We start from the raw sequence: 23,340 nt of genomic DNA on the forward strand, positions 1-23,340 counted from the left end.
GTTATAGTTGACTTGGGATCAAATGCTCATAAGTCAATATTGACTTCATATTATTTAACATTCCTATCAACCTTTTGCGCCGGTAAACCTAGTACCTTCAATAAAGTAACGGTTAAAAAAACCATAAATCCCCAAAGCCGGTAAAGTAAAGACCATAGAAGCAGCCATAATGTAGTTCCAATAGCTGATATATTGACCTTTGAAGCTGTTCAGTCCCAAAGGGAGAGTAAACATTTCTGGCTCAAACAAGATGACAATGGGGAGTAAAAAATTATTCCAACTACTCATAAACACAAAAACCGCCTGTGCTGCTAATGCAGGCTTTGCGAGGGGTAAGACAATGTGGCGAAAAATTCCCCAGGTGTTTAAACCATCTAATTGACCCGCTTCTTCTAATTCTTGAGGAAAATTTACAAAAAACTGCCGCATCATAAAAATGAATGTAGCGTTGACCATGGCGGGAACAATCATACCCTGGTAAGAATTTAACCAGCCGAAAGCTTTTAAAATCAAAAATGTGGGAATCAAGGTAATTTGTGTCGGTACTGCTAACAGCGCCAAAATTAAGAAGAACCAGAAGCGTTTACCCCCAAAACTTAGCCTGGCTAAAGCATACCCAGCCATGGAATTGAAGAGCAAATTTAACCCCGTGACACTCACAGCAATAAACACACTATTAAAAAACCAACGCCAAAACAGCGGTTCTTGGACAAATATCTGTCGGTAATTATCGAAAGTAAAATTTCTGGGAAAAAAATTTAACTCACCACTGATAATCTCTGAGAGCGGTTTAAATGATGCTGACAGCGCCCACAGAAAAGGAACCAAGGTAATTACTGCATACAGCGTCAGCACCAAGTATAAGAATACTTTCAGCCCAGGTAAACGCCTAATATTACTCATGTCCTTTCCCCTCCAAAAATGCGCTGCTGTATCAAAGTCACAGCAATAATGATTACCGCCAGCAAAAAAGCCATGGCCGCAGCATAACCCATCTGTAGATGGCGAAAGACAGCCTGGTAAATCAGTAGTACCATAGTCAAAGTGGCATTATTAGGCCCACCCGTACCACCAGAAAAAATATAAGACTGGTCAAAAAGTTGAAAAGTCCCAATTATCCCAATAGCCACCACAAAAAAAGTTACAGGTTTGAGCAGAGGAATGGTAATATAGATAAACTGTTGCCACCAATTGGCTCCATCCAGTTCCGCCGCTTCATAGAGTTTTTGGGGGATATCCTGCAAAGCTGCCAAATAAATCACCATATAAAATGGTGCAGTTGACCAGATATTCATGATCATAATCCCTTTGAGGGCTACGGCTGGATCTCCTAACCAGTTATAAGTAGGTAAACCCAAAAAAGCCAGAACATGATTTAATAGCCCATCGGTGTTATAAATCCACATGAAGATCAGCGTTAGCACCGCAGAGGATGTAACTGTGGGTAGAAAGAACAGGATACGCCAATAGTTTTTACCACGAATACCAGAATTGAGGGTTACCGCCAGCAATAAAGCTAAAATGGTTTGGGATGGTACCACAATTGCCACATATTCTAGAGTATTTCTCAGGGCAATTCCCACTCTCTCGTCTGTAACTAAGCGGGTAAAATTGCGTAAGCCAATGAAATCGTACTCAATACCCCCCAGAAGTTGCACTTTATGCAAGGAGAGAAACACCGCGTAAAAGATGGGGAGAATGACAAAACACCCTAAAACCAAAATAGTGGGGGTCATAAAGATGTAGCCAGTTAGGGTTTCCCTAAGATTCCATCTGCGATTGATTCGCCACCAATGAATTTGAAACACAATTAAACCTCCGCCTCTAGTAGTCACCCGGTTGTAGGGATGGGGCGTATGGTCTTTATCCTAGCGCTTGAAACTTAAAGTCCAGATATACAACAGCTACAACCAATCTCAGCATGAGAGTCGCCCCTCATGCTTGGCTTTAAAACCGTTCCTCTCCAAGGTCAACTAGTCCCACCGGGTGTAAAAACGCGGGGATTTTAAATATAACCTCAAAACTTCCCTGACCAGGTTTCGACTGGGGAAAATTCCTAATATTTGCGCTCTTTTGGCTCAAACATATTAATCACCACTGGGCGATATTTAATATCAATACCTGCTGGAGAATAATAAGCCATGGTGTGTTGGAGAAAGTTAACATCATCTCGCTGGGGATAATCTTCGCAAAAATGTGCGCCGCGACTTTCTTGGCGGTTCATAGCTGAGGCTAAAATTGTTTTTCCAACTACCATTAAACTTTTTAATTCTAGGGCTTCTACTAGTTCTGTATTCCAGCAATTCCCCTTATCATCTAAGAGGATGTCTGAATATTGCTCTTGTAATTCTGTGACTTTATCCCAACCCGCGGCCATTAATTCGGCGGTACGAAATACACCACAATGCTCAGTCATGCAATCCTGAAAGGCTTGGCGCACTTGGTTAATTCGATATTTTCCCGGTTGTTCTATTAAGGTTTGTATTTCTTTTTGGGCTTGTTGAATGTAACTTTGCTCATCTACAGTCGGTAACCGACGTTTTTGCACATATTCAGCGATCGCCGCCCCGGTACGCTTACCATAAACTACACATTCTAGCAGCGAGTTACTACCCAGACGGTTAGCACCATGGACTGATACACAAGCGGTTTCACCAGCAGCAAAAAATCCTTCTACTAAATGATCACCACTGCTGCGGACTTGACCATTAATATTCACAGGGATACCACCCATACAATAGTGATTAGTAGGACGAATCGGTATAGGTTGAGTGACAGCATCCACACCTACTAAACGGTGTGCTTCTTCCCAACAGAAGGGGACACGACTCATAATTTTATCTTTACCCATGTGTCGCAGGTCAAGATAAACAAACGGACCACCCGCACTACCATCAGGATGAATACCACGACCCGCGCGAATTTCGTAAGCGATCGCCCGTGAGGTAATATCACGAGGAGCTAGTTCCATGCGACTAGGTGCGTAATTTTTCATAAAGCGATCGCCATCACTATTAATCAAATAAGCCCCTTCCCCCCGCACAGCTTCAGAAATCAGTACCCCGACCGGATACAAACCAGTGGGATGAAATTGCACAAATTCCATATCTTCCAAAGGTAACCCAGCCAAAGCAGTCATAGCCAAACCATCACCCGTAGAAGCATAATCATTAGAAGTAGTATTGTAAACGCGACCATAACCACCAGTCGCAAACATTACCGCCTTAGCTCGTAATACTTCTAGATGTCCATCTAGCAAGTTAAACATCACCACACCCTTAACCTCACCTGATTCTAAAATCAGGCGCATCACATACCACTCTTGATAAACTTGCACACCATAACGCCGCAAATTGTTCACCAACTCATGAAGAATCGCGTGACCAGTTTTATCTGCAGCGTAACAAGTGCGATTATGGGAATGTCCGCCAAAAGCCCGTTGAGCAATCCGACCATCAGGTAACCGCGAGAACAAAACACCCATGTGTTCCAAGTCAATCACCACATCTGGCGCTTCTTGGGCGAGAATTGCTACCGCGTCCTGGTCTGCTAAATAGTCAGACCCCTTGACAGTATCAAAAGCGTGTGCTTCCCAACTATCTCCTGAATCAACATTTTTCAGCGCGGCCGCCATTCCCCCTTGAGCTGCTACCGAGTGGGAACGTATCGGGTGAGTTTTAGCCACCAGAGCCACATTTAAACTAGGGTCAGTACGGGCAATTTCCACCGCAGCACGACATCCGGCTAATCCGCCACCGACTATAATCACATCATGTTCGAGCATAATTAACCCTTTGTGCAATCACTTGTTGTTCTATGTTAGTAGAGCAATTCATCTACCCTATTTCACTCAGCAGAAGTTGGGTGAGCATTCCATCCATGGCTAAAGGCATAAAATAATAATACTGATATCTTAGTTATGTCATCTATCTCAAGATAGATATTAGAGTAAGCATTGATAAATCAAAAGATTCTGGTTCAGAATACAGTAATATTGTGATATATAATTTAACAGTTATATTGATATACTTATGTAAATTTACTTTCACCAAATCAACTTCAAGTCCCCATATCTGCTCATGCTTTTAATCCCAAGTAGGTAAAAGCAAACATTAAATAATCCTATGCAGCAAAAAAAGAATCAATCATCTGCACGGTTTCGTTCCGCCACAGAGTTTCCCAAAACCATTGATGGGCTTAACAACAATGAAGTTGATATCTTGTATCGAGAAATGCGAGATTGTCTAGTTTTCACAAATCGTAGTCGTTCCCAGTTGCTCCGTAGAAATAAAGAACATAAAGAACGGATGCAAGTTCTCATTAACCAACTAAAACAGGAAAAAACAGAAATTGCCGAAGTTTACCGCCAGACTGTGGTAGAAATGGAAAATGAAATTGGCTCAATGAGTCGATATTTAGACCAACTTTCTACAGCCTTTGATTCAGTCTCAGATATTGAGAATCCAGAACAAGCACACTGGAATTATTTATCTTTTCCCAGCAGGTTCTTCAAATTGGTGCAAGCAATTAAATCAATTGTACTATGGTGGCGGGAAGAAAAGACCCAGGAAACAGTAAAATTACCATCTGCTGTATCCTCCTCTCCTTTTACCCCTGAGCAACTACAGCAAAAACCACAAATGTCTCAAGACCCCCGTTCAATCGGAAAATCTCTTTTAGATAATGAGTCATAAAAATCATGGGTAAAAAACGCCTCAATCAACTGTTAGAGGTTCTCAAGGACAATTACCAACGAGACTTGCACAATTCCGCCGCCATTTACACAGTTGCGCAAGTGGCTGTAAATGAACTAGACCAGGAAGTTTACCAGAGCAATGAAACCCCCATAGCTGCTTTACCTTTTGCACCCAATTTAATAGATAAAGATCAACTTCTACAACAGTATGGCTCTTATAATGGGTGTCGCCAAGCAGCTAAAGAACGGGGAATTAAATTTTCTCGAACTCCTAGCTGGGAACAGCTAGCAGCAGCTTTGAGTTATGCAGAAATTTTACAAAAAATCATCAGAAATTATGTCACTACATACCCTTACCCACAGCTACAAGGAACTAAGTTTGAGTTAGTTTTCCCCGTTGGTGATGAATAGTTACAAATCAATCATAAAGCTATCTCGCCGATGAAAGTCAGCCTGTACCCCACTATGAGTTAATGCCCAGTAAGTAATATTACTATTTCTATCTTCTGTCACAGTAGTAATTGCTGCTTCTATTTCCTGTTCTATGACGATGATTTGACCCAAATCAAGATCCACAACCAGGGTTAAACTATCTCCTTGCTTTTGGATACTAAAAGGAAGAACAGCAAAAGCTGTTTCCTCTCTCATCCCTTGACGGTATCCATCAAAGTGATAAACGTTCCAATCTCCAGCAGGGGAAAGGTTGAACTCCCAATACTGTGGATGACCTTTAATACCCAAGAAAAACTCAAAACAAGTATTTTTCCATAGTTCATGCTGGCGGGTTGGTGTATCTGATAAGGTCGGAATCACAAGCTGTTGTAAGTCACCGATAACTTGGTAATTGAGGGTAAGTTTATTTGCATATCGGTGGATATTACCTACAATCTGTATCTTGGGTAAGAATTGCTGTGAGGGAAAGGGTAGTAAGGAAAATGTCTGATTTCTCATCTCAAATCTTGGATAATTTGGCGAATTGTGCTTTCTTGAGATTCGATGCTTTCAGTCAGCCTAAATTGAACTAAAGCTCTAGCCAAATTGTGTTCTGGATATTTGACTTTAAAATAGATATTCCCAGCTAAATAGTCAGTAAAAAACCTCAATCCCAACTCAAAGGTAATTAACCGAATGGCATCATAAATGTAGGTGTAGTCATTCTCTGTGAGAAAACCTTGAGCTACAGCCAGATAACCCTGTAGAATTAACTGACATATTTCTGTATTAAAATACACTTTGTCCCAATACTGGGTTTCTTCTCCCAGGGGATTGCAACCCGATCGCATACAGTCACCAATATCATAATGTATTAGTCCCGGTTTGACGGTATCCAGGTCTATCAGGCTGACTGCTTTGTGAGTCCCTCGATCAAACAACACATTATTGATTTTAGGGTCGCCGTGCATCAGGCGTAATGGTAGTTTACCCTTACTGATGGCAGTTTCTAAAATGTCTACAAAAGCGGTGCGATCGCTGACGAATTGTAAACAATAATTGACTTCTGGCGATAGGTGCAGGTGAGTTTTCCCCAGAACCACCTCATACTCTTGTAGATAAAGTGGTGTAATATGAAACCCTGGTAAAGTATCCGCTAGTTTTGTCGGCGGTAGGTCACTGATCAGAAGATGGAACATCCCCAAAGCATAGCCGACTTCCGAAGCGCGGTACCTGTCTTCCAAGGTGTCGAAGCATTGGGCGTTTTCCACAAAGCTAATAGCTCGCCAGCAGCGGCCATTCTCATCTAACCAGAGGTCTTGACTATCTTGAGTTGATAAAACCCGGGGAAACTCCCAGGGGCGACTAACTGGGCTACCTTTAAGGCGATCGCCAACATGGTCTGTGACAATACGCATATTCTGCATTACCAATTCCGGCTGCCGAAACACTTGGGTATTGATGCGTTGCAACACAAAATGCTGTAGCTTGGCAGAATTGAGAGTTACCAGAAAAGTTTCATTAATATTACCATTCCCCAAAGATTGAACGGCTACAACCTGACCTTGATGTGTGAATTTCTCCGCGACAGCAATTAAATTAATCTCTTTTGTCATCTTCTTTTACCTGTACCACTCCCCACAGACCTTGCACAGAGGCTATACTGGGAAAAATCCCAGTTAACTGAGCGCTGCAAACTGTTGCCAACAAAGATACAATGCACGGGGTACATGGAAACACCCCTTCCACTTACCGCCCTTGAGATTTAACAACACTTCCCCACGACGATTAAGATAACCGAACCACTCCCCACCTTCAGGATCAGCAAAGTGTGACCAAGTATAATCATGCATTTTCTGGTACCATTGCCAACAAGAGTCACGCCCCGTCAAGCGATAGCCCATGGCTAATGCAACTAAAGATTCTAAATGCACCCACCATAATTTTTGATCCCATTCCAATTGCTGGGGGGGATGACCCTCTGCATCCATAAAGTAATATAATCCGCCGTGTTCATTATCCCAGGCAAAATTGAGGATATTTAGCACCACATCAACAGCTTGATTAATAGTATCAGTATCATTTTTCCGGCTAGCGATATCCATAATAAACCACATAGCCTCAATGCCATGACCAGGATTAATTAACCGCCCCTCAAAGCAATCAATGTGAGAACCGTTAGGGGTGACATTCTCATACATCAGTCCCCGTTCCTGGTCAAGAAAATCCGTCATCACTTCTTTAACAGTGCTAGCCAGGACATTCTCAAGGGTTTCACTGGGTAGCAGCCATGCCATTTCTAAAGTGAGATTAGCTAAAATCATGGGTACAGCTAAGGACTTCATGGGGCGTGTACCCGGATGGGTCTTGTTATATTTGCCTTTAGGATTATCCTGACGGCGCAAAACATTGTTATAAGCTTGCAGCGCCACATCTTTAGCCCAGTCTGCGCCAGCAGCTAAGGCGTATTGACTAAATGCCATGGCGGCAAAGCAATCAGAAAATATATTATAGGGTTCTATTAGTGGCTGACCTTCACGGGTAAGGGCAAAGTACCAATTACCTTCAGCATCTCTGCCATGTTGGGCAAGAAAATCAGCCCCATTTTTGGCAATTCCTAACCAGCTTTCCCGTTTTTCTAGCTGGTTGCATAGCATGGAGAAAGTCCACACTTGGCGATTTTGTAACCAGATAAATTTATCTGTATCATAAACCTGACCACTGCGGTCTAAACAGGTAAAATAGCCACCATGCTCCCAGTCCAGGGAATATGTTTCCCAAAATGGCAGTACATGATTGAGGAGTGCATTTTGATAGAGTTCCGCCAGGGTTTTGCAGTTGTAGTCCATATATTTACTGTTGTATGAACCTGAAAAAGAACCTCACCCCAGGGGAGACTTTGACAGGAAATCAAAGACGGGGTGAGGTTCCTTAACAATTATCAGTGAATAATTGCCAGTTCACAATGTACTCAGGGACACAACTTGTTTGCTTGTTTGCTTCTATACTGTGGATAGAATAGAAAAGATTTAGAACTATTCCAAAGAACTACCAGCTTGACAAAGCATTTCCCCTAGTCGCTGCACTTTATTCGCTATATCACCAGTGGTGTTAGCAGCTATATTCTGAGTATCTTCACCTAAATTAACCAGGAGATCCGCAATAGAGTCAACATCACCGCTGAGGAGCGCTTCTTTAAGTTCGCCCAAATCTTCAGCTAGATCAGTTCCTGAGAGTTGTTGCTGCCAAGTATTGATGATAGCCATGGCCTGATCTGTGGGGATAGATGTTAATTCTCTTTGCAATGCGGAGATGGTGCTGTCTAGATCAACGTTTTGAATTGCATCAGCCATAAAAAAAACTCCTGTATTGAGCTGATCTGAATAATTGAGAATGGATTACTCCCTGACCTCATTCTTGTGAATATCAATACTGAAGTCCTCAGTCCAGGGTTATACAGTATGAAGTTCTTCAAGTTAGAAAAGTATCAAAACTTGACTTTATATAAATCAAATAATTCTCCTGATTGCTGTTTCACTACTTTGGCACCGGTAGCTTTAATTATTTTTTCCCATTCGGCTACAGGTTCTAGAAATACTTCAGCCCCCAAATATGTTTCTAACAATCCCCAGTCTTCTGCTAAAGGGTGTTCTGGGTTGAGGATGTCAAATACAAAATGTCCCTCTGGTTTTAAGACCCCCTTGACTGCTAGTAACACAGCACCCCAATATTTTAGGGGGAAATAACAGCTAAAACCTGTTGCGATCGCCAAATCAAATTGGTTGGGCGAGTAGTTTAATTGATGAGCTGGCCCCAACTCTACACCTTTGAACAGCTTAGAATTCAATTGGGGACCACGAGAATTGAGGGTATCTCGCGCCACAGTGCTGATTTCTTGACCATAAAAATATGCTGACCAATCCCGCCAAGGATAGATTAAGAAGCTGACACCACAGCCAATATCTAAACATTGCTGGTTTTTTTTCGGTTGAGCAATTTCCCAAAAAGGAGAAACAATTCTCCCTGATAAAATACCCGCTACCCATTCTTGATATATGGGCATTTCTTCTATTTCTGCTGGTAATTTTAAGTCTTGTTTTTGATACTGTCGGTTAAAGCGATACCCTACCTGGGCAATTCTCTCCTCCCAGTTATCTGACTGATAGGGAGTTTGGGAGGGAAAGAGATTACTGGGTAATGGTGAATTACGCTTTTTAGACATTCTCTATAGTGTTCCTAGATTATTTAGAATTAAATTCTAGTGTACCCAATTGAGGAATGGGGAGATGTTAGTTTTATCTCAACTCCAAAAGTAACACTTGTGCCTCAGCCTTTGTACTTATTTTCCTTACTACCAAACAAGTCAATTCTATGAAATACTACGTTATCTACGATGGCAACTGTAATCTCTGTGTTACCCTAGTGCAATTACTGGAGACGCTAGACCAAGGAAGGCTGTTTCGCTACGCTCCCATGCAAGATGAACAAACACTAGCACAGTGGGGAATTACAGACCAAGATTGTCAACTGGGGATGATTTTAATTGATGGCGACACATCCCAAAGACGTTGGCAGGGTAGTGATGCTGCTGAAGAGATTGGGCGGTTATTACCCATGGGAAGAGTATTTGTAGATGCTTACCGGGGTTTACCCGGGATGAAGTGGGCGGGCGATCGCTTTTATGAACAAATCCGCGACCACCGTTATACTATTTTTGGCCGGCGTGAGAGTACTTATCAATCAGCCTATTGTGTCGATGGTCACTGTAAAACACCAACACCTTTGATTAATGAATCTTAATCACCAGATTTATTAAACACCTCTAAAATGTGCCGACAAATCTGCTTGAGTTTGTCCCGGACTTGTGGCGAGGGTTCACACATACCGACAAAACTCCAGTTTTCCACTGTTGACAGTCGCCACGCTTCACCGCGATGGTCAAAACCGGCGACTTCTAAACCGATAGCACGCCGGGAGTCATTGATGGGATCTTGGTAAAAGCGGATTTGAATTAAAATACTGCGACTGCGCCAAGATTTGCTGATTCCCGGAAAGTGAAAACCGATGTCTATAGAATCTGGATCTACCAACTCCCTAGTGTCTGGGTCATTCTTCCAAGGTTTTAGATCTGATTTAGCATCAGGAAACTCCAATTTAAACAAATTCACTACGGTAGCAATCTTGCTGGCGAGTTCAAGATTTGTGGCTTGTTCAGATGCGTTCACGAAAAAACACTCCTATATTGTACCGAACTATGGGGAATGTTAGGACTGAAAAACCCCCAGAAGGCTGATCATATCGGTGTTTATTGCTGTATCTTGAGTAATTATACTTAATTTATCTCTAAATACGCACTCACTATGTCCTGAATCTCAAATATCAACCCCCTTAACTAGATTTTTCAGGAAAATCCCTTGTGAAGTAGAACGATAAATCACCCTAACGATCTAAAATTACACTGTTAGTCGGTATACACAACACAAGTTAAGTTTAGTTTATGGCGCGTCACCGCTCGATTTTTTCTCTGATTTTAGTATTATTAGCCACATTTCTCGTCAGTTGTAGTGGTCCTAGCGCCACAGTTGCACCTCCAACTTACTCAGCAACTCAACTAGAGAGAATTCAGGAATATGTCCCCAAAATTCAGGCTGTGCGCGATCGCGCAGCAGAACTAAAAACCCTGATTGACAAAAAGGATTGGATTAATGTAGGCAATTTTATACATGGTCCGATGACAGAAGCGAGGTTGAGCATGACTTATATTGTCCCCAATCTCTTACCTTCAGACCAGCCCACAGCACGGCAGAAAAATCGAGATTTGCTCAACCACTTGGTGAAAATTGATGAAGCTGCTGGAGTGGGTAACACACAGCTGGCTTTAAATAACTACCAAGCAGCTTTGGGAGATATTGACCAGTTCTTGCAACTGCTTCCTGATACGAGTGCGAAATCATAAGTACATTAGACACTAGCTAGAATACAATGGGTAGAGGGGAAGGCTTTTGTTGTTTTTCTCTCTACCTGCTATCCGGTCTTGGGATATTCACTGATGTGAACTAGATGGTCTCTAGACCTTTGTCATCTCGAGGCAAAACCAATGCAATTTAATTTTAACCACACCAGAACCCATTATCTTTGGGTGATAATATTTTATTTATCTGTTGGTTTATCTGTAATTTTTGCGCCCCTATCTAGCCTAGCTGTGACAGTTCAAGAAATCCCCAATCCCCGTGATCAATCTGGTGATTGGGTAACTGATATGGCGGGTATCCTCAGTGAGGATACACAAGCCCAAATTAATCAGATGATTTCTGATTTAGAGGCGAAGAATGGTACAGAAATGGCTGTAGTTACAGTACCAAGTACTTCATCAGCAGCGTCTCCCAAAGACTTTGCCACGGAATTATTTAACTACTGGGGAATTGGCAAAGCAGGAGAAGATAATGGTGTATTATTCTTAATCTCAGTAGGCGATCGCCGGGTAGAAATTGAGACGGGTTACGGTGTCGAGGGGATTTTACCCGATGCTAGAGTCGGAAATATTATTGATACCAAGATCATACCCAAATTTAAACAAGGGGATTTTGAAGGTGGTATCCTAGCCGGAACAAAGGCGCTGGTAATTGTTTTAGCCTCTGAACCCGATACAGTGGGCATTGTACCTAGAGCAGGGGTGACCGGGGATGAACCCACCTTCATATCGCTACTGTTAGGTACCGTCGTACTGGTGGGAATAGTTGTACTTACTGGATATGTTTTTTATCTTCTGAGCAGACCCGAAAAGATTTTCCTGCAACCAGAAGGGTATACACGTAGAAAACAAGGGAACCACATTTTTTCATGTGCTGATTGTCAGCAACCGATGGCAAAAGTGGACTCAAGCTTATTCGAGTCAAGTCTCACATTACAGCAAAAAGCAGCACAAAACTTAGGTAGTGTCAAATTTGAGGGTTGGAATTGTCTCCAGTGCAACCAGAACAACAATCATCAAGTATTTCATCTAGTTGCTCTGGAAAGTTATTCACCTCGATTTAGAGAATGTCCTCACTGTGAAGAATTAACTGTTACTCGCAGTGAGAAAACTATCCAACAACCCACCCAATACAATTCGGGAAGAAAATTGATTATCGATAAGTGCAATGTTTGTAATTATCACCGGGAAACAGAACAAACAATTCCCCGATTACCTCCCCCCTCAAGCGGTAGTAGTAGCGGTGGCGGTGGTAGTTTTGGCGGCGGTAGTAGCGGTGGCGGTGGTAGTTTTGGCGGCGGTAGTAGCGGCGGCGGTGGCGCCGGTGGTAGTTGGTAGATACTATGATGAACAATCCAGAAAAGAGAATTCCCGAAGAAATGGCCCCAGATGTGCTGGAGTTAGCCTCGCGCTACTACGCCCAACACACTCAAAGTTACTCTGCTGCTGACTTAGTGGCGGCGGGTCAGGAAGTTGATATTCCTGTGGAGTTCATTGAACAAGCAATTCAAGATATCCAGGAAAGACAACAGCAAGAACAAGTAGCACAACAGCAGTTGGCACGTTTTCGCCAAAGGCTAGTGACTATTGTCGCTGGTATATTAGCAATATCAATTATCTGGACTGGCTGGACTTACAATTTAATTCAAAGTAGTGGTAACACAGTAGAAGCCGCCTGGGCACAAGTGGAAAATCAACTCCAGCGCCGTGCTGATTTAATTCCCAATCTGATCAATATCACCCAAGCTGATGCTCAACAGACAAAGGAGTTAGTTGCTTTATTAAACCGATCGCGTCAAGCTTATTTACAAGCGGCAACTCCCCAAGAAAAAGCTGATGCAGCAGTCCAAATGAATCAAGCAATTGCAGGTTTTACTAATTATGCAGTTGCTAGTTACCAATTGCAATCTAACCAATTATTGACTAACCTTCAGTATGAGTTAACAGGTACTGAAAATCGTCTGGCTGTGGAACGCAGCCGTTATAATCAAGCTGTACAAGCTTATAATCAAAAAGTCCAAAGTTTTCCTAACTCCTTGGTAGCGAATATGTTTGGCTTTGAAAAGCGTGAATTTTTCCGCTAAATAGCCAGAGTTCCCCAGTCTTGTATAATTAATCAAAACATCATCAAAACAGATTATTGCTCAGGCGATAGCGCCAGCGCAGCACCGGAGGCGATCGCACAAGACAAACAAGAGATACCAGCATACATTCCTCTAAAAACATGGATATAGTGATTATCGGTTGTGGTATTATAGGAGCGGCGATCGCCTATGAACTCAGCCTAATTAAGAGTCTTAAGATTACAGTCATTGACCGTCAACCACCAGCCCAAGAGTCCACAGGTGCTGCACTGGGGGTTTTAATGGGTGTGATTAGCCATAAAATCAAAGGTCAAGCCTGGCAAAGGCGACAAACAAGCATCCAACGCTACGAAACCTTAATTCCCGAATTAGAAGCCATAACAGGTCGTAAAATTCCCTTTAATCGCCAAGGGATTCTCAAGCTTTTAGGGGCAGAAGAAAATTTATCAGAGTGGGAAAAACTGGCCGCAATTCGCCACTCTCAAGGCTGGAAATTAGAAATTTGGGACACAGCCAAACTCAGAACTTTTTGTCCTCAAGTAAATAACCCTGAAGTTACCGCTGCAGTTTATTCTCCCCAAGACCGTCAACTAAATCCCAGGTCTTTGACCTTAGCTTTAGTTGAGGCTGCCCAATACAATGGGGTAAGGTTTAAATTTGGTGTGGATGTTTTGGGCATTGAACAAGGTAATAACTCTCATGCACTTGCGACTACAGAGGGTAAAATTAATCCTGATTGCATAGTTGTAGCTGCGGGACTAGGTTCTACATCACTCACAGCACAACTAAACCAGATGGTTAATATTCGTCCGGTACTAGGACAAGCCTTACAAGTACGTCTAGAACGACCATTAGGCAATCCTGAGTTTCAGCCTGTTTTGACTGGGAATGATGTACATATTGTCCCTGTGGGGAACGGTAATTATTGGGTGGGTGCAACGGTGGAGTTTCCTAGTCATGATGAGCAAATCCCACCGAATCAAGAATTATTAGATCAAGTTTGGCAGCAAGCGATCGCCTTTTGCCCAGATTTAGCCACAGCCGAAATTATTCGCACTTGGTCGGGTTTACGTCCCCGTCCTGAAAATCGTCCCGCGCCAGTGATTAATCAACTCCCTGGCTTTAGTAACGTTCTCTTAGCTACTGGACACTATCGCAATGGGGTTTTACTGGCACCAGCCACAGCTGACGCAATTCATGAGATGATTATTTCTATTGATAATAAAAAATAGTTTTTAGATTTTATTAGGAAGATAGCGTGTCTTTAAAAAAACATACCATTACCGTAGATTCTCTGAAATGGTTTTATCGGGAGTGTGAACCTATTGGCAGAACAGATTTACTGCCTGTAGTATTACTACACGGTTTAGTCTCACAAAGTTACAGCTGGCGGAACATTATGCCGGCTTTAGCCAGTCAAGGAACCAGAGCCATCGCCCCTGATTGGATTGGTTATGGCTTTTCTGCTCAACCAGAAAAATCGGATTTTGCCTACACACCTGATAAATTCATCACCGCATTAGAGGGATTTATCAAAGCCTTAGAATTGGAACGTTTTTCTTTAGTTGTGCAAGGATTTTTAGGCTCTGTGGGCTTACAATACGCCTTGCGCCATCCAGAACAAATTGCTAACATAGCCATTTTAAATACACCCATTTCCAGCGATGCTAAATTACCTTGGAAAATAAAACAACTGGGTTTACCATTGGCGGGTGAAATGCTCACTCAAGACCCTCTATTAGTGGATCGGACACTAGAAGGCGGTAGTCGTTACCGCATCGAAGATCCAGATTTAGATATTTATCGCCAACCATTTTTAAAAGCTTCCACTGCGGGGCGAAGTCTGTTAGCCACTATTCGCAACTTACAACTAGACAAAGCAATGTCAGAAATAGAATCTGGCTTTCAACAATGGGACAAACCCATTCTGATTCAGTGGGGAATGATAGACCCTTGGCTATCCATAGATGTAGCAGAAAAATTTGCTAATTCTGTACCTAGTGCGGAATTAATAAAAATTAATAATGTAGGGCATTACCCTCAAGAACACTACTCCCAAGACATCCTCACAGACCTTTTGCCTTTTGTCAGGCGGATAAATACCCAATCAAAAAATAAATAAATCTGAGAAAAATCGATATTATAGACAAAGAGACATACTTAAACAATTACCAATCGAAAATTTTATATGTCACGCGGTAAGTTTACAGAATGAATCACAAGACTCAAAGAAAATCTTGATCAAAGCCTCTTGTATCAATGTTGTCTCCCCTTGGTTATTTATTCAGTAACTACCGTGTCATTCGTCAGCCACAAATAATCTTTTGGTTGAAGTTTAAGGATACTCAAGGTTAGTTAATAGTGATTTAATCGCGGATTTATAATATTATAGGAGTTACGCATTGACAGAATAACAAAATAGTGAATTGATAAATATAGGTCGTCTACTTGCTAGGTATCAGACAATTAGAAAAATCACGAAACCATCCACAGCGCAATGCAATCTAGACCTATACACCTTATTTTTACTGTCAGAGCCAAAGTTTGGGGGGTGCAGTAGGTTAGCAGAGATATTAGGAGACGTTTCACATGATAGTGTGAATCGCTTTTTATTGAGAGAGCGATATGAACCGAAAGATTTATTCAACATTATAGAAAAAGTTATTAACTTGGTAGGAGGAATACTAAGTGTAGATGATACAGTGATAGAAAAGATTTACAGCGACCCCAAAAATGCTGAATTAATCGGTTATTTTTGGTCAGGTAAAGCCCATAAAACAATTATTGGCTTAAATTTAATCACTCTATATTACAGTGATATTCATGGTAATTCAGTGCCAATAAATTACAGAATATATGATAAAAAGGAGGGAAAAACAAAAAACGATTATTTTAGAGAAATGGTAAGTGAAATAATAAGCTGGGGAGTCAAACCCAGAATTGTAACAGGTGATAGTTGGTATTCAGGAGTAGAAAATTTGAAATTCCTAAAAAACCAGAAATTGGGTTTTCTCTTCGGAATTGAAAAAAATAGAACTGTTTCAAATGAGCCACACAAGTATTGTCAAGTAAGCACTCTGGCTATTCCCGAAGAAGGATTAAGGACTCATCTGAAAGAATTTGGATTTATAAAGTTGTTTAGGAAAGACTTTAAAAAAGAAGACTCTAGACACTATATTTTGTATCTTCCAGATGAGGAAAGAATCGAGGATATAACTAGAAATGAATTTATGACAATTCATGATACTCATTGGGGAATTGAAACCTTTCATCGAGCCATAAAACAAGTATGTGGAATTTGTCGGTTCATGGTTAGGGATACTCATGCAATTAAGACTCACATCTTTTGTTCACTTCAAGCTTTTGTTAAGTTGGAGTTTATGCGCTCTGAAAAAATAATTAGCAATTGGTATGAAATACAACGGAATCTGTTTACTTTAGTTGTACGTGAGCATATTTTTGCTAATCTTAATAGCGATCGCATGATCTAGATATCATAGATCATATTTTTTGTCAATGCGTAAGTCCTATATTATTTAAAACTGGATTTATCAAATTTTTATTAACAATAAAATTCATGGAGATTTGATTTCATGGCTTATTTATGGTTTAAAGCATTTCATCTGATTGGCATTGTAGTTTGGTTTGCGGGTTTGTTCTATCTAGTACGTCTATTTATTTATCATGTAGAAGCCAACCAAGAACCAGAACCAGCAAAAACCATACTGAAAAATCAGTATCAGATTATGGAAAAACGGCTCTACAATATCATTACAACTCCGGGAATGTTGGTAACTGTAGCAATGGCTATAGGTTTATTAAGCACTGAACCCGAAGTTTTAAAACAGGGTTGGTTGCACATTAAACTACTATTTGTTTCTCTTCTAGTTGCTTATCATTATTACTGTAGTCGTCTGATGAAACAGTTAGCCGCCGATGAATGTCGCTGGAGTGGTCAGCAGCTGCGGGCTTTAAATGAAGCACCAACAGTGATGTTACTGGTGATTGTCTTATTAGCTGTGTTTAAAAATAATCTACCCACAGATATTACAGTTTGGGGGGTTTTTGGGTTGATAATTTTGATGGCGGTGACAATTCAGCTTTACGCCAAAAAACGCCGCCGGGATAAAGAAAAGCTGATGGGACAAATAGGACAAGTTCCTCAAGAACAAAACTAACTTTAAAGCTCTCCTGATTGCTGCGCGGGAGAGCTTTTTAGAATCCCCGTCCATTTATGGCGGGGAGAGGCCAACAAGAACTAGACATACTGTCGCACTTCTAATGGTCGGTTGTTCTCGTCCACCAGGACTACCTTAGGAGCGTAATTTTGTAACTCCTCTAGGGTAAACTGTCCATAAGCCATAATAATCACGCGATCGCCTGTAATTCCTAGACGTGCTGCTGCGCCATTGAGTTCAATCACCCCGGAATTAGCAGGAGCTGGTATTGTATAAGTGATAAAACGCTCACCATTAGCATTATTCACTACTTGCACTTGCTCATAGGGTAAAATCCCAGCTTTGTCCAACAATACTTGGTCGATGCTGATACTACCCACATAGTTGATATTTGATCCTGTGAGGGTACAGTTATGAATTTTTGCCAAAAGGAGAGTACGCTGCATTTTTTTCAGATTTTTAGAGCATTTTTTGCCAATCACAAGCCGCCACAGCTGTTTGTGTCTCGACAAAGGTCATGGACAGTTAGAGTTAGGAGTTAAAAATCAAAACTCATAACTCATAACTGTTAGCTTTGATATTATGCTTGAGCAGCCCTAATAAATTTCTCTACTAAGGGCGCCACTTTGTCAACATCTTGCCAACCGAGGATTTCTGTAACCTTCTTTTCCAAATTTTTATAACTGCGGAAAAATTCAGCAATTTCTTCTAATCGGTGTGGTGCTATGTCTTTGATAGATTTTACATGAGCGTAGCGCGGATCTTTGTCAGGAACACAAAGAATTTTTTCATCGCGATCGCCGCCGTCAATCATTTCTAACATCCCAATTGGTCGTGCGGCAATAATACAGCCTGGAAAGGTCGGTTCATCCATAATCACCATACCATCGAGAGGGTCGCCGTCATCAGCTAAGGTGTTAGGTACAAAACCGTAGTCATAAGGATATCGTACGGAAGAATAAAGCACTCTGTCCAGGGCAAAGGCTTGTAAATCTTTGTCAAACTCGTATTTATTTTTACTCCCACCGGGGATTTCAATTAAAACATTGAGTATACCCGGTTTTGGTTGAGCAGGGATACGGGATAAGTCCACAAAAAAACTCCTCTGATAACGGTAAATTAAATTAGCATTGAGTTGGGCTGCTTGTACACATTTGTCAAGTAACCACAACTGATGCTATGCAGTTCACACTCCCCCACCAATCTCAGGATGGGAGATTCTTGCTACCCTGCGGGAAGGCTGCGCCTACACAGAAACCCGCTTTTTGGTACAAGACTTGGTATTTCATGTCGCACCCACAAGCTTGAATTCCTTTGTGTCTCACAGTACTGCAATGTTCTGTCTTCTGACTTAACCCAGTAATTTTGCTTGATTGTCACAACTAGCCAGTTTTAAGAGGGGCAATTGATCAATTGCCCCTCTTAGTATCCTACCAAAGTCTCTGCGGTACAATTCATCTTACCGCAAAACTTTGTTACCCGTTATCCTCTCACACCTCCAGGAAACGCCCCGGTCGGAGAAAGGATGTCAAATTATCTATGTACATCCTCAAGACAGAGCGATTCCCGCCGTCGCCGACTCCCTCAGGCTGCTCTATGTATACATTCAAAATCTTAGCTCACAATCTGTTTTCTCCTTTCTCGAGCTAACTGGCTGTGATCCCTTTGTCATAAGTGTTTTTTAATTTCCACTTCTTGGTAGTGTATAGGTTGGGGGTTGTTGGTTATTTGAAGCATCAGTCGAATAGTGGGCAATGACAAACACAGGTAGTGTTAGAGTCACTAGAGCGATCGCAGTTCCCACAATGTCTGCCAAACGATGGGAATATGTATCGGTAGGGCTGGCAGACTGGCTAGTTGCATTCATACAAATTGAAATTCGTCACTTTTTTGGTAGGTTGACCCTCTAAAAGAGAGTGTTGATGCTATTCTAACTATTTTTTTATGGTCAATTATGTAGCACGCAAAAATTTTGACAGTTTGGCAACTTTCATATTACTAATTTCTTTGCTGGTATTTTTGATACAATTTTACACACAAGTGTTGTATTCCTGACTTTAGTACCGCAGCTGAGTATAATCTTTACTTTTATGTTAAGAATAGTTTAAGCCCATAAGTGATCAATCAAATGAAATGGATCAGCCTGTTAATACTAATGATCATGACATTACCTCAACTTATAAACTTCTGCCCTATCAACCAACATCTCTCCCGTTAGTAAGTCCTTCACACTAGCTAATAAAGTCCGATGAGAATCTACGTAAAAGAATACAGATATCCGATCAAAACCTGGTTCTCCGGGAGGATTAAGTTTAGCCACACAAACCTTTTGATGCTGACTATCTAAAGAACGGTAAGTTTCTTGGTGTTGGAGAATGCTGCTTGTCATTCTTCCTGATGCATCAAAAGCGATTTCTGTTTGCGTCATATCCCCTAATTCACCAATATCTAAATGCACCTCTGTTTGTCCATTATTTGCAACTTGTAAATTTAACCATGCTTCAGACTCACAAGGATATTTTGTTCCTTGTGTAAATAAGCGATGATAAGTATATGTTCTACTGTGAGAATCCCATAAACGAATAGCGTAACTATGACGCAAAAAATCATTAATTTCTGTAAATTCCCTCACCGCTAAAGCACCATGACACACCGCATCAAAAGGCTTATTAAGCTTGACCTTATTCTTACCAAAATAAGATTTAATTAGTTGTTGAACAGCAGGAATTAAAGAACTTCCTCCTACCAACAAAACTTGCTCGATATCATTTTTATTAATACCTTTTCTCAGAGCCATTCCTAATACATCATCTAAAGCATCCCGCAACTGTTGTAGAAATTGTCTATTTTCTAAAATTTCCTCTAACTTTTCACGAGTGATGTTCAACTCATAAGACATAAAAGATTCATCATCGAACCAGCTTTCAGTTACAGATTGATTATTTGATAATTGGATTTTTAACTTCTCGGCAATTTCTAACAAATTTTGATAGGCAATTTTCCCTAATTGTTCTGCTGTTAAATTTTGAGAACGTAAATAATCTTCCACTATCCAAACATCAATATCTTCTCCACCTACATAAGCTTCAGACTTAGCTAAAACCTCAGCGCGTAAATTACCATTGGGATGAGAATTTCCAACTGTTCTGACTAAACTTATATCTAGAGTTCCTCCACCAAAGTCTATGACTAATATCAACGCATCAGGATGTTTGAGAGCATATCCTAAAGCAGCAGCAGTAGATTCATCTATAATTGAAACTTGAGGAACATTTAATTTGGCTCCTAAGTCTCGAAACCAATCTAAATAACGTTCAAAAGCACCAACAGGAACAGTAAACACCAAATGCTCCGGTTGAATATTTTGTTTTTTAATTTCTGTCCAAACAGTCTTGATAAATAACTCTGAGATAGCAGTAGCATCATAATTAATACCATCAATTTGGCGGGGTGGTGATTGATAATCTCCAGCTAAATCACGTTTAAATTTTTTAAATAAACGCTCAGGAGGCGAACTTTGAGAAAGTCCTAATCTTTGACTACGGACACCTTCACCTAAGATCACCTCTTTATGTGATTTAATAAAAATTAGACTCGGAATAACTGGAATTTCTGATCTTTGAGCTTGATCAAAAACACCAACAAATAAACGTGATAGATCAGGAAAACGTAAACTTTTAGGTAATTGAGTATCAGTCTCTAAAATACTGATCACAGTATTACTTGTCCCGAAATCAATTGCAACAGTTGTCATAATTACAGATAAACAATAAATTGGGTTTCTAGGTCAATCAATAAAACCATGAGGACATGAAATTTTTCATGTTTGTTCCTAATAATGGTATAATTTAACCCCAAAAACTGCTATTTTAATACAAATTATCTACCAGCACATTTATTAAAATACGCTATTCTGTCTGATATTAAGTATAAATTCATATGTAGTTGGTGCCCTTTTAAGTTAGTCACACCACCGCACAAGATGAAATATTGTAAGATTGATTATATCCACCTGGAAGAGTGGGAGTAATTTTAGCTTGATAGAGAATCCTATCACCTTCTTGATAACCAATAAAACGAATATATACTAATTTCCTTTCTAGCATATCATCCCTAATACTGTTAATCAAAGCAACAGTTTATTTTTTGATCATTTTCATAAGAATTTAATACCTTACCCTTTTTTAGGTTAAGGTATCTTGACCTTTTCGCCCTCACTCTTTAAACTTTCATCATACCCCAATCTGTTTTAATGATTCATGGGCGGTCAAAATTCTCATACTCCTGTGTGGTGAAGTGCTTGTTTCTTGGTTTGTAAAACTCCATCAATGTCTGATTACTTTACTTGTCGTTTAGCGGTTCCATGTGCTAAAACTTCCCTAATTCTGGCGGTTATAATCCTTAACAGCTGTTGATGATCTGCTCTTTTCTTAGTCCAGTTAAATTCGGTTGTTGAGGAACTGCTAGTTATGGAATTAAATAATCATCTCTGCAATCTTTGATATGGGCGTTGATTCCGCCAGACTAGAAAATCTCAGAAGAATTACCAAACAAAAACGACAACCTATAACTGAGATCATTAAAGACCAGATTGGTAGGCTATAATCAGAATTAAAGCCATGGCGGTAATTTTCGCCATAGCTGACTCCGAATAAAACTTAACATTTCTGTTTCACTCTCATATGCTACAGTGGGAAAGTTTAGATATCAGAGAGATAAACAAATCTCGACCACCTACAAAACAAGACTCCACACAACACCACAGAGCTAGAAAATTAGGCATTTGTACCGATTGTTTTCTAATATCACAATTAATCTCATTGCATTGTAAACAGTGATTACTATTTCTCCATCCTACCTTGTCCCCGAAAGTTTTCCAGACTTCATAATCCCACTCTTTAGTTCCCCCCAAACCTTCATAAATCTGCTTTTGCACAGAAAACCCAAATAAACCATCGCTGTATTTTAACCACAACTGGTCAATTGTACCAAGGTCTGCACAGGGAAAGTTGTCAATACTTTGAATATTTAACCAACCTTCCTCTTCCCGTTCCGCAACAGCTAACATCACCCGCTTTGTTTCCTCATCAGCTGCTTTCCACCTCTTCCTAACCAGCAAGTCACGCAGGGGACTATAGTCTACCCCTACCACTGAGTACAACTCTGTTGCGTCCTCAAATATTTTTAAGGCTTCTTTAGCCTTTGCTTCTGTGCGAGACTGCAACAAAGAATAAGCTGCATATTGTACCTTTGGTGACTCATCATTTAAAGCCTGAATTAAGAAATCTAAACCCTGTTCCCCATAATTAAAAGCTTGTGCAATTCCCAGGATTCTCACCTGGGGATTAGGATTACTAAAGCGGAATATTACCCCTTCCATACCACCTAAAACTGCTGCAAACTCTGGCGCTGGAAGTTCTCCACCAAGGACAGCATCGTATTCACCGGGTTGTTGCTGATTATTTGTCATTGCTCTATATCTAGCCTTGATGTGTTGCTGTGTCCAAAAGAGTTGACTTAGTGAGACGGTGGGTCGGATATCAAAAACTTATGCATAGTGAGGAACTTATCCAGTCTGACAGTTTTGACTATGAGCAAACATTTTTTGCCACTAAATATATGAATGTATAGGTCTGACTAATAGTTAACTGTGGTATTAGCGAATTCCAAAAGTTCGCTATACAATCAAGACCAGTCAAACACCCCACACACAAGGAGGTGGCGCATATGAGTAAATTCACAGCAAAGTACATCTCTATTAAGTTTATATGACTCCCACTGCTGAGGAACGCCGGCATCCTGGGATGGTATTTGAGCAATTTTTTCCCTTTAGATGGGTGTGATTATGGCAGCAGGATTACCGAAAACCGCCGACATTTCTACCCACAAGAGGATATCAATTTTACCCTCTACCAATCAACGGCATTAACCCCATGTCCTAATTATAGTATGAGTCAGCTATTATGAGAAATACCTGAA

The 23,340-nt window shown here is 40.8% G+C and carries 25 protein-coding genes; 10 read left to right on the forward strand and 15 right to left on the reverse strand.

Annotated elements, in window-relative coordinates:
• Positions 1-66: 66 nt before the first annotated feature.
• The 3 genes from IM676_RS11450 to IM676_RS11460 all read right to left on the reverse strand — a co-directional run bounded on the left by IM676_RS11450 (position 67) and on the right by IM676_RS11460 (position 3,784).
• The gene (locus IM676_RS11450) at positions 67-903 is read right to left on the reverse strand and encodes a carbohydrate ABC transporter permease (protein WP_200987033.1); all 837 of its coding nucleotides are present in this window, start codon (positions 901-903) and stop codon (positions 67-69) included.
• Positions 900-1,736 (reverse strand): carbohydrate ABC transporter permease, encoded by an 837-nt coding sequence (locus IM676_RS11455; RefSeq protein ID WP_404799843.1) that lies wholly within the window; start codon positions 1,734-1,736, stop codon positions 900-902. The genes IM676_RS11450 and IM676_RS11455 overlap by 4 nt, the downstream gene beginning before the upstream one ends.
• 320 nt (positions 1,737-2,056) lie before the next feature.
• Positions 2,057-3,784 carry a succinate dehydrogenase/fumarate reductase flavoprotein subunit gene (locus IM676_RS11460; RefSeq protein WP_200987035.1) on the reverse strand — a complete coding sequence of 576 codons (1,728 nt, stop codon included), beginning with the start codon at positions 3,782-3,784 and terminating at the stop codon, positions 2,057-2,059.
• Between the two features lie 340 nt (positions 3,785-4,124).
• Between IM676_RS11460 and IM676_RS11465 the strand changes: the two genes are divergently transcribed.
• Positions 4,125-4,694 carry a hypothetical protein gene (locus IM676_RS11465; protein ID WP_200987036.1) on the forward strand — a complete coding sequence of 190 codons (570 nt, stop codon included), beginning with the start codon at positions 4,125-4,127 and terminating at the stop codon, positions 4,692-4,694.
• 5 nt (positions 4,695-4,699) lie between these two features.
• Entirely contained in the window at positions 4,700-5,107 is a 408-nt protein-coding gene (locus IM676_RS11470; RefSeq protein WP_200987037.1) for a hypothetical protein, read from the forward strand.
• On the opposite strand, the gene IM676_RS11475 is transcribed toward IM676_RS11470, so the two are convergent.
• The 5 genes from IM676_RS11475 to IM676_RS11495 form a co-directional block, all read right to left on the reverse strand.
• Complete coding sequence (locus tag IM676_RS11475; protein WP_200987038.1) at positions 5,108-5,647, reverse strand: DOMON-like domain-containing protein; 540 nt, start codon at positions 5,645-5,647, stop codon at positions 5,108-5,110.
• Entirely contained in the window at positions 5,644-6,744 is a 1,101-nt protein-coding gene (locus tag IM676_RS11480; protein ID WP_200987039.1) for a phosphotransferase enzyme family protein, read from the reverse strand. The genes IM676_RS11475 and IM676_RS11480 overlap by 4 nt, the downstream gene beginning before the upstream one ends.
• A 63-nt stretch (positions 6,745-6,807) precedes the next feature.
• The gene (locus IM676_RS11485; protein ID WP_200987040.1) at positions 6,808-7,977 is read right to left on the reverse strand and encodes an AGE family epimerase/isomerase; all 1,170 of its coding nucleotides are present in this window, start codon (positions 7,975-7,977) and stop codon (positions 6,808-6,810) included.
• A gap of 186 nt (positions 7,978-8,163) precedes the next feature.
• Positions 8,164-8,481: a hypothetical protein gene (locus IM676_RS11490; RefSeq protein ID WP_200987041.1), complete on the reverse strand. Its 318-nt coding sequence runs from the start codon at positions 8,479-8,481 to the stop codon at positions 8,164-8,166.
• A 134-nt stretch (positions 8,482-8,615) separates the two neighbouring features.
• Positions 8,616-9,350 carry a class I SAM-dependent methyltransferase gene (locus IM676_RS11495; protein ID WP_200987042.1) on the reverse strand — a complete coding sequence of 245 codons (735 nt, stop codon included), beginning with the start codon at positions 9,348-9,350 and terminating at the stop codon, positions 8,616-8,618.
• 149 nt (positions 9,351-9,499) lie between these two features.
• Between IM676_RS11495 and IM676_RS11500 the strand changes: the two genes are divergently transcribed.
• Positions 9,500-9,928: a thiol-disulfide oxidoreductase DCC family protein gene (locus IM676_RS11500; RefSeq protein WP_200987043.1), complete on the forward strand. Its 429-nt coding sequence runs from the start codon at positions 9,500-9,502 to the stop codon at positions 9,926-9,928.
• Here IM676_RS11500 and IM676_RS11505 read toward each other — a convergent pair.
• Complete coding sequence (locus IM676_RS11505) at positions 9,925-10,353, reverse strand: hypothetical protein (protein WP_200987044.1); 429 nt, start codon at positions 10,351-10,353, stop codon at positions 9,925-9,927. The genes IM676_RS11500 and IM676_RS11505 overlap by 4 nt on opposite strands.
• Before the next feature lie 272 nt (positions 10,354-10,625).
• Here IM676_RS11505 and psbQ point away from each other — a divergent pair, with 272 nt between their 5' ends.
• From psbQ to hemJ, 7 genes are all read left to right on the forward strand, one after another.
• Positions 10,626-11,084 carry a photosystem II protein PsbQ gene (gene psbQ, locus IM676_RS11510; protein ID WP_200987045.1) on the forward strand — a complete coding sequence of 153 codons (459 nt, stop codon included), beginning with the start codon at positions 10,626-10,628 and terminating at the stop codon, positions 11,082-11,084.
• 141 nt (positions 11,085-11,225) lie between these two features.
• Positions 11,226-12,437, forward strand: coding sequence for a TPM domain-containing protein (locus IM676_RS11515; RefSeq protein WP_200987046.1), 1,212 nt, complete (start codon positions 11,226-11,228; stop codon positions 12,435-12,437).
• A gap of 5 nt (positions 12,438-12,442) precedes the next feature.
• Positions 12,443-13,183, forward strand: coding sequence for a LemA family protein (locus IM676_RS11520; RefSeq protein ID WP_225880338.1), 741 nt, complete (start codon positions 12,443-12,445; stop codon positions 13,181-13,183).
• Positions 13,184-13,323: 140 nt separating this feature from the next.
• The gene (locus tag IM676_RS11525) at positions 13,324-14,415 is read left to right on the forward strand and encodes an NAD(P)/FAD-dependent oxidoreductase (protein WP_200987047.1); all 1,092 of its coding nucleotides are present in this window, start codon (positions 13,324-13,326) and stop codon (positions 14,413-14,415) included.
• Positions 14,416-14,441: 26 nt separating this feature from the next.
• A complete protein-coding gene (locus tag IM676_RS11530) occupies positions 14,442-15,305 on the forward strand; it encodes an alpha/beta fold hydrolase (protein ID WP_200987048.1) in 864 nt (287 codons plus the stop codon).
• A 343-nt stretch (positions 15,306-15,648) separates the two neighbouring features.
• Complete coding sequence (locus IM676_RS11535) at positions 15,649-16,674, forward strand: IS701 family transposase (RefSeq protein ID WP_200990017.1); 1,026 nt, start codon at positions 15,649-15,651, stop codon at positions 16,672-16,674.
• A 102-nt stretch (positions 16,675-16,776) separates the two neighbouring features.
• Positions 16,777-17,361 (forward strand): protoporphyrinogen oxidase HemJ, encoded by a 585-nt coding sequence (hemJ, locus tag IM676_RS11540; RefSeq protein ID WP_200987049.1) that lies wholly within the window; start codon positions 16,777-16,779, stop codon positions 17,359-17,361.
• 80 nt (positions 17,362-17,441) lie between these two features.
• Here hemJ and panD read toward each other — a convergent pair whose 3' ends face one another.
• The 6 genes from panD to IM676_RS20145 all read right to left on the reverse strand — a co-directional run bounded on the left by panD (position 17,442) and on the right by IM676_RS20145 (position 22,831).
• Positions 17,442-17,807 (reverse strand): aspartate 1-decarboxylase, encoded by a 366-nt coding sequence (panD, locus tag IM676_RS11545; RefSeq protein WP_200987050.1) that lies wholly within the window; start codon positions 17,805-17,807, stop codon positions 17,442-17,444.
• Positions 17,808-17,941: 134 nt separating this feature from the next.
• Complete coding sequence (locus IM676_RS11550; protein WP_200987051.1) at positions 17,942-18,454, reverse strand: inorganic diphosphatase; 513 nt, start codon at positions 18,452-18,454, stop codon at positions 17,942-17,944.
• A 588-nt stretch (positions 18,455-19,042) separates the two neighbouring features.
• A complete protein-coding gene (locus tag IM676_RS11555) occupies positions 19,043-19,228 on the reverse strand; it encodes a hypothetical protein (protein ID WP_200987052.1) in 186 nt (61 codons plus the stop codon).
• 300 nt (positions 19,229-19,528) lie between these two features.
• The gene (locus IM676_RS11560) at positions 19,529-21,115 is read right to left on the reverse strand and encodes an Hsp70 family protein (protein ID WP_200987053.1); all 1,587 of its coding nucleotides are present in this window, start codon (positions 21,113-21,115) and stop codon (positions 19,529-19,531) included.
• A gap of 211 nt (positions 21,116-21,326) precedes the next feature.
• Positions 21,327-21,467 carry a hypothetical protein gene (locus IM676_RS11565; RefSeq protein WP_200987054.1) on the reverse strand — a complete coding sequence of 47 codons (141 nt, stop codon included), beginning with the start codon at positions 21,465-21,467 and terminating at the stop codon, positions 21,327-21,329.
• A gap of 572 nt (positions 21,468-22,039) precedes the next feature.
• On the reverse strand, positions 22,040-22,831 hold the full coding sequence (locus IM676_RS20145; RefSeq protein ID WP_318780247.1) for a GUN4 domain-containing protein: 792 nt from the start codon (positions 22,829-22,831) through the stop codon (positions 22,040-22,042).
• Positions 22,832-23,340: the final 509 nt, after the last annotated feature.

Source organism: Anabaenopsis elenkinii CCIBt3563 (genome assembly GCF_015245355.1).
In the GTDB taxonomy this organism is placed as follows: Bacteria; Cyanobacteriota; Cyanobacteriia; order Cyanobacteriales; family Nostocaceae; genus Anabaenopsis; species Anabaenopsis elenkinii.